Annotated in this window: 13 protein-coding genes; 7 read left to right on the top strand and 6 right to left on the bottom strand. The window is 66.2% G+C overall.

Annotated elements, in window-relative coordinates:
* Positions 1-64: 64 nt before the first annotated feature.
* Together ppk2 and AC1RP5_RS07080 are read left to right on the top strand one after the other, a co-directional pair.
* Entirely contained in the window at positions 65-988 is a 924-nt protein-coding gene (gene ppk2 / locus AC1RP5_RS07085; protein WP_493109915.1) for a polyphosphate kinase 2, read from the top strand.
* On the top strand, positions 988-3,324 hold the full coding sequence (locus tag AC1RP5_RS07080; protein WP_493109913.1) for an Orn/Lys/Arg family decarboxylase: 2,337 nt from the start codon (positions 988-990) through the stop codon (positions 3,322-3,324). The genes ppk2 and AC1RP5_RS07080 overlap by 1 nt, the downstream gene beginning before the upstream one ends.
* Here the strand turns inward: AC1RP5_RS07080 and AC1RP5_RS07075 are convergent.
* The gene (locus AC1RP5_RS07075; protein ID WP_493109912.1) at positions 3,306-3,893 is read right to left on the bottom strand and encodes a GNAT family N-acetyltransferase; all 588 of its coding nucleotides are present in this window, start codon (positions 3,891-3,893) and stop codon (positions 3,306-3,308) included. The two genes, AC1RP5_RS07080 and AC1RP5_RS07075, sit on opposite strands and share 19 nt — an antisense overlap.
* Positions 3,894-4,101: 208 nt before the next feature.
* Positions 4,102-4,974, bottom strand: a complete 873-nt coding sequence (locus AC1RP5_RS07070) for a LysR family transcriptional regulator (RefSeq protein WP_493109911.1) — start codon at positions 4,972-4,974, stop codon at positions 4,102-4,104.
* 80 nt (positions 4,975-5,054) lie between these two features.
* On the opposite strand from AC1RP5_RS07070, the gene dapA reads away from it, so the two are divergent.
* Entirely contained in the window at positions 5,055-5,942 is an 888-nt protein-coding gene (gene dapA, locus AC1RP5_RS07065) for a 4-hydroxy-tetrahydrodipicolinate synthase (protein WP_493109910.1), read from the top strand.
* Here dapA and mscL read toward each other — a convergent pair.
* Positions 5,939-6,361 carry a large conductance mechanosensitive channel protein MscL gene (gene mscL / locus AC1RP5_RS07060; protein WP_493109909.1) on the bottom strand — a complete coding sequence of 141 codons (423 nt, stop codon included), beginning with the start codon at positions 6,359-6,361 and terminating at the stop codon, positions 5,939-5,941. The genes dapA and mscL overlap by 4 nt on opposite strands.
* A 22-nt stretch (positions 6,362-6,383) precedes the next feature.
* Entirely contained in the window at positions 6,384-7,322 is a 939-nt protein-coding gene (locus tag AC1RP5_RS07055) for an AEC family transporter (protein ID WP_493109908.1), read from the bottom strand.
* Positions 7,323-7,449: 127 nt separating this feature from the next.
* On the opposite strand from AC1RP5_RS07055, the gene AC1RP5_RS07050 reads away from it, so the two are divergent.
* The 4 genes from AC1RP5_RS07050 (at position 7,450) to AC1RP5_RS07035 (ending at position 10,114) form a co-directional block, all read left to right on the top strand.
* The gene (locus AC1RP5_RS07050; RefSeq protein WP_493109907.1) at positions 7,450-7,815 is read left to right on the top strand and encodes a hypothetical protein; all 366 of its coding nucleotides are present in this window, start codon (positions 7,450-7,452) and stop codon (positions 7,813-7,815) included.
* A 79-nt stretch (positions 7,816-7,894) separates the two neighbouring features.
* Positions 7,895-8,755, top strand: coding sequence for a sulfurtransferase (locus AC1RP5_RS07045; protein WP_493109906.1), 861 nt, complete (start codon positions 7,895-7,897; stop codon positions 8,753-8,755).
* A 14-nt stretch (positions 8,756-8,769) separates the two neighbouring features.
* A complete protein-coding gene (locus AC1RP5_RS07040; RefSeq protein ID WP_493109905.1) occupies positions 8,770-9,063 on the top strand; it encodes a DUF1330 domain-containing protein in 294 nt (97 codons plus the stop codon).
* Complete coding sequence (locus tag AC1RP5_RS07035) at positions 9,056-10,114, top strand: hypothetical protein (RefSeq protein WP_493109904.1); 1,059 nt, start codon at positions 9,056-9,058, stop codon at positions 10,112-10,114. Before AC1RP5_RS07040 ends, AC1RP5_RS07035 begins: the two co-directional genes overlap by 8 nt.
* Here AC1RP5_RS07035 and AC1RP5_RS07030 read toward each other — a convergent pair.
* Together AC1RP5_RS07030 and AC1RP5_RS07025 are read right to left on the bottom strand one after the other, a co-directional pair.
* Positions 10,066-10,476 carry an NUDIX hydrolase gene (locus tag AC1RP5_RS07030; protein ID WP_493109903.1) on the bottom strand — a complete coding sequence of 137 codons (411 nt, stop codon included), beginning with the start codon at positions 10,474-10,476 and terminating at the stop codon, positions 10,066-10,068. The two genes, AC1RP5_RS07035 and AC1RP5_RS07030, sit on opposite strands and share 49 nt — an antisense overlap.
* Entirely contained in the window at positions 10,473-11,006 is a 534-nt protein-coding gene (locus tag AC1RP5_RS07025; RefSeq protein ID WP_493109902.1) for a lysozyme inhibitor LprI family protein, read from the bottom strand. Before AC1RP5_RS07025 ends, AC1RP5_RS07030 begins: the two co-directional genes overlap by 4 nt.
* Positions 11,007-11,083: the final 77 nt, after the last annotated feature.

Below are 11,083 nucleotides of genomic sequence, written 5' to 3'. Positions count from 1 at the left end.
GTGAAATTGTCATATGCGCCCCTCACCTTCCCCGGCCACTTTGAAGCGCGATGGAGGGCTTGGCATGCAAAGCGAACGGGACCGCAAGGCGCTGGAGGACCGCGTCCGCCGCGAGCTGGCCGACAGCATCGACGAGGATCTCGAGCTCGAACTGGGCGACGAGATGCTGGCCCGCCTGCCCGAGCATGGCGATGGCGACCTGCCGCAGCAGGAAGGCATCGACCGCAAGTTCTACTTCACCGAGCTGCTGCGGCTTCAGCGCGAGCTGATCAAGCTGCAGGACTGGGTGATCACCCAGAAGCTCAAGGTCGTCGTCCTGTTCGAGGGCCGCGACGCCGCGGGCAAGGGCGGCGTGATCAAGCGCGTGACACAGCGGCTGAACCCGCGCGTCTGCCGCACCGTCGCCCTGTCGGCGCCGTCGGAGCGCGAGCGCACCCAGTGGTATTTCCAGCGCTATGTCAGCCACCTGCCCGCGGCCGGCGAAATCGTGCTGTTCGACCGCAGCTGGTACAATCGCGCCGGCGTCGAGCGGGTCATGGGCTTCTGCAAGGAAACCGACGTCCAGGACTTCTTCGAGACCGTGCCTGAGTTCGAGCGCATGCTGGTGCGCTCCGGCATCATCCTGCTGAAATACTGGTTCTCGATCACCGACGAGGAGCAGAACATGCGCTTCCTGATGCGCATCCACGATCCGATGAAACAGTGGAAGCTCTCGCCCATGGACCTCGAATCCCGGCGGCGCTGGGAGGAATACACCAAAGCAAAGGAAGAGATGCTGGCCCGGACGCATATCCCGGAGGCGCCGTGGTGGGTGGTCGAGGGCAACAACAAGCGCCGCGCCCGCCTCAACTGTATTCACCACCTTCTGCAGCAAGTGCCTTATAAGGACGTTGAACACCAGCCGATCGTCCTGCCCAAGCGCGAGCACAAGCCCGACTACGCACGGACGCCGGTCGCTCCCGAACTCTATGTCCCGGCGGTCTACTGATGGATTTCTTCAGGCGTTTCACGTTCCTCGTCTGCGCTCCGGCCTTCGACGCCGACGATCTCGAAGGCCACCGGCTCGGCGAGATCACGGTCTCGATCGAGAAGATGGGCTTCCAGGTGGTGCGGGCCCGCCGCATCGAGGATGCCGAGATGGTGGTGCAGACCGATGCCGCGGTCGGCTGCATGGTCGTGGACTGGGGCAAGAAGGGCCTCGACGGCAAGGCTGCCGCGATGATCAACATGATGCGGCGACGCGGCCTCGAAATGCCGATCGTGATCCTGGTGCGCCGCAAGCGCCTGGAGGACATCCCCGTCGAGGTGATGGACTACATCGACGGCTACATCTTCCTCTCCGAGGAGACGCCGGAGTTCATCGCCAAGAACCTGGTGAGCCGCCTCAAGCAATATGCCGAGACCTTGAAGACGCCGTTCTTCGGCGAACTGGTCGACTATGCCGAGGAAGGCAACCAGCTCTGGACCTGCCCCGGCCATAACGGCGGCATCTTCTACAACAGGAGCCCGATCGGCCGGATCTTCGTCGAGCATCTGGGCGAGGCGGTGTTCCGCGACGACCTCGACAACTCCGTGCTCGATCTCGGTGATCTGCTGGTCCACGAGGGCCCGGCGCTGAAGGCGCAGAAGGAAGCGGCCGCCATCTTCGGCGCCGAGAAGACCTACTTCGTGCTGAACGGCACCTCGTCCTCCAACAAGATCGTGCTGCAGGCGCTGATCGCGGAAGGCGACCTCGTCCTGTTCGACCGCAACAACCACAAGGCCGCCCATCACGGCGCGCTGTTCCTCGGCAACGGCATCCCGATCTATCTCGAGACCGACCGCAACGCGCACGGGCTGATCGGGCCGATCTTCCACGAGGCGCTCGACGAGACCGCCATCCGCGAGAAGATCCGCACCAACCCGCTGGTCAAGGACAAGGACGCGTGGAAGCGCGAGCGGCCGTTCCGCGTCGCCGTCATCGAGCAGTGCACCTACGACGGCACGATCAACGACGCCCGACTGATCGTCGAGAAGATCGGCCATCTCTGCGACTACATCCTGTTCGACGAGGCCTGGGCGGGCTTCATGAAGTTCCACCCGCTCTATGCCGGCCGCTTCGCCATGGGCCTCACCAATCTCGGCCCCGACAGCCCCGGCATCATCGCCACGCAGTCGGCGCACAAGCAGCTCGCGAGCTTCAGCCAGGCCTCGCAGATCCACGTGCGCGATCGCCACATCAAGGGCCAGCAGCGGCGCATCGAACATCGCCGCTTCAACGAGTTCTTCATGCTGCACGCCTCGACCTCGCCCTTCTATCCGATCTTCGCTTCGCTCGACGTCGGCGCGCAGATGATGAAGGGGCGTTCGGGCGAAGTGCTGTGGGACGACACGATCCGTCTCGGCATCGAGATCCGCAAGAAGATGCGCGCCATCCGCCGCGAGTTCGAGGACAAGGAACGCGACTTCGCGCGCCGCTGGTTCTTCGAGCCGTTCGTGCCCAACCGCGTGAATGTGGGCGGCCGCGACCAGGCCTGGGAAGAAGTGCCGACCGACGATCTCGCGGTCGACGCGCGCTACTGGGAGCTGGCGCCCGACGCGCGCTGGCACGGCTTCAAGCATGTCGCGCCGGGCTACGCGATCACCGATCCCAACAAGCTGATCGTGCTGACGCCGGGCTTCGATCGCGAGACGGGACGCTATGCCGGCCACGGCATCCCCGCCCCCGTCGTGGCGCAGTACCTGCGCGAGAACCAGATCGTGCCGGAAAAGAACGATCTCAACTCGCTGCTGTTCCTGATGACGCCGGGCGTCGAATCGAGCAAGGCCGGCACGCTGCTGAGCGCGCTCGTGATCTTCAAGCGGCTGCACGACGACAATGCCCGCCTGGAGGATGTGATCAGCGAGTTCGTGCGACGCCGGCCCGGCCGCTACGCCGGCATGCGGCTGCGCGATCTCTGCGCGGAGATGCATGCCTTCTTCCGCGAAGCCAATGTGAGCTTCCTGCAGCGCGCGCAGTTCATGCCCGAGCACCTGCCCGAGTCGGCGATGGCGCCGCACGAGGCCGTGCGCCAGCTCGTGCGCAACAACGTCGACTATGTGCCGATCGAACAGGCGTTCGGCCGTATCGCCACGACGATGTTCGTGGTCTATCCGCCGGGCATCGCCAGCATCGTGCCGGGCGAGCGGCTGGGCGAACGGGCCAAGCCGATGCTCGACTATCTGCTGATGTTCGAGAAGAGCGCCAACCTGTTCCCCGGCTTCGACGTCGAGATCCAGGGCATCTATCGCGAGATCAGCAAGGACGGCGTCGTGCGCTTCTACACCTACGTGGTGCGCGAGTAGACGATCTCGACCGGCGGCGTCGTGGTGCCCGCGCCGATCGGGCGCTGCATCAGGACGCTGTCGGCCCACTTGCCGTACTTGAAGCCGACGCCCTGCAGCAGGCCGGCGCGGCGGAAGCCATGCGCCTCGTGCAGGCTGAGCGACGCGACATTGTCGGCGTCGATATAGGCGAACATCTGGCGGTAGCCCGCGCCGGCGCAGGCCTCGATCAGCGCCGGCAGCAGCAGGCGGCCGATCCCGGTCGAGACATGGTCGGGATGGACGTAGATCGAATGCTTCACCGCATAGCGATAGGCGGGGCGCTTGCGGAACGGCACCGCGTAGGCATAGCCCACGATCACGCCGTCACGCTCGGCCGCGAGATGCGGCAGCTTCCGCCGCAGCATGTTCTTGCGCCGCCGCTTGATGTCGTCGGCCTGGGTCGGCTCGATGTCGACGTCGCCCACGCCGCGCGTGATGTGGTGCGTGTAGATCGCAATCATGGCAGCCACGTCGTTCTCGGTCGACGGTCGCACGATGATCGCGCCCCGCGGCTTTTCGAGCACGGACTCGCTCGTCGCTGGTTCCACCCCATCCTCCCTCAGTGGAGTCCGGATCAAACACGCGTTCATGACGGTTTGATGTCGACATAAAAAGAGGGCCCGGAGAGTTTGCACTCTCCAGGCCCCCAGACGCCCCCTCTAAACTCGCTGGCCGGAGCGGCGATGTCTCAACCGCGTCTGTCCATGCGCGCGAAGATACGGGGCGGCGCGGTCCCGGCACAGGGGGCGCTTGGTATCAATTGTTGTGGTTTCGTGACCGGCCGGAAAAGCTGGCTCGCACATGATCGGCAAGATCGCGCGCGGCGGGCCCGAGGTTCGGCGGCGCGTAAAGATTGATCCGAAACTCCGGCAGCGCCGGCAGCCGCGCCTCGCGGCCCAGGATCACGAAACGCTCGGGCACCGAGGAGCGCAGCAGCGGCGCCACCGCGAGCCCCGCCTCGAGCACGGCATAGACCGGTTCGAGCCGGCTCACCTCGCAGACCGCGCGCCAGTCGCGCCGCGCCTTGCCCAATGCCTCGACGGCGACGGGACGGAACACGCAGGTCGGCGCGCCGAGCGACACCGGCAACGGATCCTTCAGATGCGCATCACCGTCGGCCGCGCCGACCCACACCAAGCGATCGGTGCGCAACGTCTCGCCGTGACGGCCGCATTCGGTTTCCGTCGTCATTGCGAGATCGACGCCGCCCGACTTCAGCTCCTCGCGGATGACGCGCGAATCCTCGCAGACGAGGCTGACCCTCACCTTGGGCTGCGCCTTGGCGAAGCCCCGCAGGATCGCCGGCACGAAGCTGCCGATGATGTCGTAGGGAACGCCGAAGCGAACCTCGCCTTCGAACTGCGGCGCGCGCATCGACGACCAGACCTCGTCGTTCATCGCCACCAGGCGGCGCGCCTGTTCGAGCAGCCGCTCGCCCGCCGGCGCCAGCACCAGCCCACGCCCCTGGCGCGCAAACAGGCGGCAATCGAGCGCCTCCTCCAGCCGCTTGATCTGCTGGCTGGCGGCGGCCTGGCTCATGCCGAGCGCCGTGGCGGCGCGGGTGACGCCGCCCGCTTCGACGACAGTGAGGAAGGCGCGCACCAGCGCCATGTCGAGGTCCTTGCGCATTCCCACATATAATCATTTCCGAACGATCCCATCAAAAACATTCGTTTTTGTTATTCATTGGATCGCCCTAGCGTGGCGCCATGACCACGAAGATCTCCGGCCTCTGGCTGCCGCTCATCACGCCGTTCAAGGACGGCGCCATCGACTTCACGAGCTTCGACCGGCTGGTGAACCACTACATCGCCAAGGGCGTCGACGGGCTGCTGCCGCTTGGCACGACCGGTGAATCACCCGCCCTCGACGAAGACGAGATCGCCGCCGTGATCGAACGCACGCTCGCCGTCGCCAACGGCCGCGTGCCGGTGTTCGCGGGTGTCGGCGGCAATGCCACGGCCAAGGTCGAGAAGGAGCTGAAGCGGCTCCGCCACCTGCCGATCGCCGGCATCCTGTCGGTGTGCCCCTACTACAATCGCCCGAGCCAGGACGGGCTGATCGCGCACTTCCGGCGCATCGCCGCGGCGACCGACCGCGACGTGGTGATCTACAACATCCCCTATCGCACGGCTGTGAACCTCTCCAACGACTCGCTGCTCGAATTGGCCGAGGTGCCGAACATCGTCGGCGTGAAGGACAGTTCCGGCAGCGTCGAGCAGTCGCTCGAGCTCTTACGCCGCAAGCCCGCGGACTTCGCCGTGCTGACCGGCGAGGATGCGCTGTTCTTCACCATGCGCGCCAACGGCGCCGAGGGCGGCATTCTCGCCGCGAGCCATCTCATGACGGAGGGCTTCGTCGAGGTCGAACGTTGCTTCAGCGCCAACGATCTCGTCGGCGCGCGCAAGGCCTGGGCACCGCTCAGCCATTTCGTGCCGATGCTGTTTGCCGAAGCCAATCCGATGCCGATCAAGCATCTCCTGTGGCGTCAGGGCCTGATCGCCTCGCCGGAATGCCGCCTGCCGCTCACGAAGATTTCCGACGGCCTCGCCCGCCGTCTCGATGCTGTGTTCGCCGAGAAGAAGGCGGCGGCTTAGCCGCGCGCCTTCAGGAGGTCGCGGATCTCCGTCAGCAGTTCCTGCTCCTTGGTCGGCGGGGCCGGCGGCGCGGGGGCGGCCTCTTCCTGCTTGATCACGCGGTTCATGCCCTTGATCACCAGGAACAGGACCCAGGCGATGATCAGGAAGTTCACCGTCACCGTCAGGAACGTGCCGTAGCCCAGGGTCGCGCCGGCCTTCTTGGCGGCCTCGTAGGTCGGGGCTGCGCTGGCGGCCGGGGTGAGGCCGATGAAGTAGTTGGTGAAGTCGAGCCCGCCCGCGACCCTGCCGATGATCGGCATGATGACGTCGCCGACCAGCGAATCGATGATCTTGCTGAAGGCCGCGCCGATGATCACGCCGATGGCGAGATCCACGACGTTGCCCCGCATGGCGAACTTCTTGAATTCCTGAAGCATGGGTCTTCTCCCCTTTTCGTCGTCAGGTGACGCGCAGCCAGACCAGCAAAGCAGAAACCGTGACCACCGAGAAGCCCGTCGACAGCAGAACCGCTGCAGTGTTCTGCTCGACCGACACGTTGAACTGCTTGGCCAGCACGAACGCGTTGGCCGCTGTCGGCAGCGACGCCATCAGCAGCGCCACCTTGGCCGCGACCGAATCGATCGGCACGAAGAACGGCAGGATCAGCAACGCCGCCAGCGGCTGCAGCAGCAGCTTGATCAGGGTGGCGAGGCCGGCTTCAGCCAGGCCGCTCTTGATCGACTTGTCCGAGAGGAAGAGCCCGATGGCGAACAGGGCGCAGGGCGCGGCGGCGGCCCCCATCAGGTCGAGCCACTTCTCGACCGGCACCGGGATCGGCACGCCGATCCACGACGCCACGATGCCGAGCGCGATCGACAGCGGCAGCGGGTTGCGCGCCACGTTGAAGGCGGCGCGCAGGAAGGTCCGGACCGGGCCATGGCCCGCCGCGACCTCGAGTTCGATCAGCATGACGCCGAACACCATCGACACGACGGCCGTCACGATCACCGTGAGCATCGCGGGCGGCAGCCCCGCCTCGCCGAAGGCCGCCAGGCAGAGCGGCACGCCCATGTAGCCGACATTGCCCCAGGAGGCCGCGATGCCCTGCAGGCTCATGGCGGCGAGACCGCCTCGCGAAACCAGGCGCGTCGTGATCATGCCGACGACGAAGGTCGCGACCACGGCGATGGTGAAGCCCGTCATCAGGGCGGGGTCGAGCACCGCGGCCACCGGGGTGCGCGCCAAGGTGCCGAAGAACAGCACCGGCAGGGCAAAGTAGCTCACGAAGGCGTTGAGCGCCGTCGTCGCCTCGGGCCCCAGGATGCGCCAGCGGCCGGCCAGGAAGCCCGCCAGGATGACGCCGAAGATCGGGAAGGCGACGTTGAGGATGGCCTGCACGGACAGTCCGATTGCAGTTGGTCTAAAGCATTAAGAATTTGACATAAACAGTACAAATCACATAGCATTTTAAGGATATAGCGAGGCCGCAAATGTCCCCCAATCGCAAGCGGCCCGGGAGAATCTCATGCGTCTTTTGATCGCCAGCATGGCCGCCCTGGCTGCGGTCGCTTTTGCCGCCCCGTCCTTCGCGCAGGACGAGACCCTGCCTGCCGCCACGCCGACCCCGACCGCCAAGCCCAAGGCTGGCGTCTCCGCCGCGTCCTGCAACAAGATCAAGAGCAGCTCGCAGCGCACCTCGTGCCTGAAGAAGGTCCAGGTCGCCAAGGCGCAGCCCGCCAAGAAGACCAAGAAGACCGGCGCCACGCCGGCCGCTCCGAAGTCGCCCGAGCTCGGCCAGCTCAATCCGCCGGCCGCCACGCCGGCGCCGACGACTGCCGCGCCGTCGTCCGGCCCGGTCAGCGTTCCGCCGCTGCCGTCGAAGACGATTTAACACCTCGCCTCGACAGAGTTAGCGCACCGGTCACAGGAACCGCGCTAGTCTCCGCTCTCCCCAACCTCGGGAGAGCGACATGGCCCATTCGGCCAACCTGATCACGACGGAAGACCTCGCGCGCCAGCTCGGCGCCCCCGCGCTTCGCGTCTTCGACTGCACCACCTATCTCAAGCCCGGACCCGACGGCCGCCTGGTCGCCGAGAGTGGCCGCGCCAACTACGACGCCGGCCACATCCCCGGCGCGGCCTATCTCGACCTCCAGGCTGATCTTTCCGACAAGGGCTCGAAGCTGCGCTTCACCCTGCCGTCGCTCGAGGATCTCACCAAGGCCTTCGCGGCCAAGGGCGTCGGTCACGGCACCTTCGTGGTCCTCTACAGCCATGCCTCGCCGGTGTGGGCGAGCCGCATCTGGTGGATGCTGCGGGCCGTCGGCTTCGACGAGGTGGCGATTCTCGATGGCGGCCTCGACAAGTGGAAGGCCGAAGGCCGCCCGCTCTCGACCGAAGCGGCGACGCATCCGCCGGCCACGCTCTCGCTGCGCGGCCGCCCGGAGATCTTCGTCGACAAGAATGCGATCAAGGGCGCGATCGGCGACGCCTCGACCTTGACCCTCAACGCGCTGAGCCACGACCAGCACAACGGTGGCGGCGTGGTCTATGGCCGCCCGGGCCGCATCGCCGGCTCGTCCTGCGTGCCGGCCGCCAGTCTCTTCGGGCCCGACAAGGCGCTGAAGCCGATCGCCGACCTGCGCGCGGCCTTCGAGGGCGTGGGCGCCGCGCCCGACAAGCGCGTGCTGGTCTATTGCGGCGGCGGCATAGCGGCCACGCTCGACGCTTTCGTGCTCACGGCGCTCTTGGGTCATAGGAACGTCTCGGTGTACGACAATTCCATGCAGGAATGGGCCAACGATCCGGCCCTGCCCATGGAAACCGGCTGACGAGGGAGGAAGAGATGACGGCCTATATCATCGTCGAGATCGACACCAAGGACGAAGAGCTGATGGCGGAGTACCGCAAGCACACGCCCGGCCTCGTGTCGAAGTTCGGCGGCAAGTTCATCGTGCGCGGCGGCAACTGCACGAGCCTCGAAGGCGGCTGGACGCCGGCCCGCGTCGTGGTGCTGGAATTCCCCGACCGCGCCAAGGCCGAGCGCTTCTATCACTCGGAAGAGTACAAGCCGGTCCTCGCGATGCGCCTGAAGGCGGGTCACTCCAAGGCCATCCTGATCGACGGCCATCATGGCTGAAGCGGCCGCCTACAGGGCGGTCGGCACGCTCTACAATGCGCTGATGACGGCGCTGGTCCTCGGCCTCGTCTCGCGGCGCGGCAGCGACACGGCGCGCGAGTACATCTTCCGCCACTTCCGCAAGCAGCACCTCGAGAAGTTCAAGCCGGGCCTGCAGAAGCTCGGCCTCGCGGGCGAGAAGGACGCGCCGGCCTGCGCGCTCTACCACTATCACTCCAACGCGCTGGGCGGCGTTAAGACCGGGTACTTGCGCGAAAGCGACACCAAGGCCTGGGTGCGCTATCCGCCGCCGCGCTGGATGTGGAAGGGCACCGCGATCGCGGCCGTGCCGCACGAAGTGTCGGCGGCCTTCCTGCACGGCTGGCACGGCCACAACGGCACGTCGTTGAACAATCCGGGCCTCGGTTTCGTCTGCACCGGCATGACGGTCGACGGCAAGCCCGGCCTCGAAGGCTACTATTACGACTACGGCCGCCCCCTGAAGGAGGAGGAGCGCGTGCGCTTCGCCTACGACGAGGAGATGCCGCGCATCGACTGGAAGACGCAGCCCAAGCTCGAGACGGCCAACTGGCCGGAAGAGCGCCGCCTGCGCACCTTCCGCTCCTATGCGATGGGCTATGTGCAGACCATGCTGCCGGTGCTGCAGGACCTTTTGGGCCCGAAGGACGCGCAGACCGAGATGGGCCGCGTCGCGCGCCTGGTCGGGCTGCAGTTCCACGAGGAGACGGCGCGCGAGCTCGACCTGCCGACCGACGTCGAGACCGGCGATCTCGACAGCGCCCGCCTGTTCGCGCGCTGGCTGGCGGCAGTGCTTGCCGCCGAAGGCGAAGAGGTCGCGACCGACGAGAAGGACGGCGCGGTCACCGTGCGCATGGACGGCTGGAAGCTCGCCCGCGAGCTTCAGCTTGCCGATCCGCTGGCGGGCTTCGACGGCTGGAACGAGCTGTGGCTCGGCGCCGCCGGCGCGCACGACCGCTTCCTGAAGATCGAGACCAGCCGCAGCTACGGCGACAAGGGCTGGCAGGCAGCCTGGCGGATCGCGCCGAGATAGCCCGCCGGGAGAGGATGGCCGGCGATCCGTTCGCCGAGATCGTCGAGCCCGATCCAGCGCGCACCGCGATGTTCATGACTGAGGGCAATCTCGCCCTCGGTCTGCAGCGTGCAGACATAAGCGACGATGCGCACGAAGCGCTGCGGCAACACCTCGAACAGATGCTCGTCGACCAGCGCGCCGACTTCGACGGCCAGCCCGGTCTCTTCCCGTACCTCTCGCACCAGCGCCGCGCGATGATCCTCGCCGGCATCTGGCCTGCCACCGGGCAGATCCCATTCGCCGCGCTCGTTCAGCAACAGCAGGACTCGGTCCTGATGGATCAGCACGCCTTTGATGGACAGAGGATAGGAAGGCTTCAATAGGGCTGCCCCTTTAGCCAGCGGCGATACAGCAGAGCGCGCTCCGCCGCCTGATCCCGTCCACATCGCGCAGGTGCATCGATTCTGTCGGTTCCGATTCCGGGCTGGATTCGGGCGAACTCGCAGTCCTTGCTTTGCTCCCAGGCCTCGTGCGCTTGCTTCAAGGCAGGAACGACGGGCTCGTACTCGACGCCCGTCCGTTCCTTGCCCTGCTCCGCGTCCTGCTTCGTGTAACGGGCAATCAGAGCCGCAAATGCGTCCTGCATGAGCTTGGACCAGACCTCGGCTTCGGCGGAGGCGCAGAACATCCGCTTATGCGGCTGATAGGTGTCTTCGGTACCGCTCATGCAGCTTCGCGTCTCCAAGCCGATGCACTGGCGCCTGATGTCCGTGCCTGTCTGCAGCAGCGCCTTTTCGGCCTCCTCGATGCAGCTCACCATCGACGTCTCGTCGGCCTCGTAGTCACGAGCCTCGCGAGCGTTGGCAGACGTCGCAAGCAGCATCCCGGCAATCACCCAGAGCCATCGCATCGCTTCAGCCCCTCCCAGTGGCCGAGAGCATACAAGCAAAAGAAAAGGCCGGGGATCGCTCCCCGGCCTTTCCGCAT

It is taken from the genome of Reyranella sp. GW821-FHT12G01 (assembly GCF_058806575.1).
The sequence above is the reverse complement of the archived record's forward strand: the minus strand, read 5'-3'. Positions and strand labels throughout refer to the sequence as shown.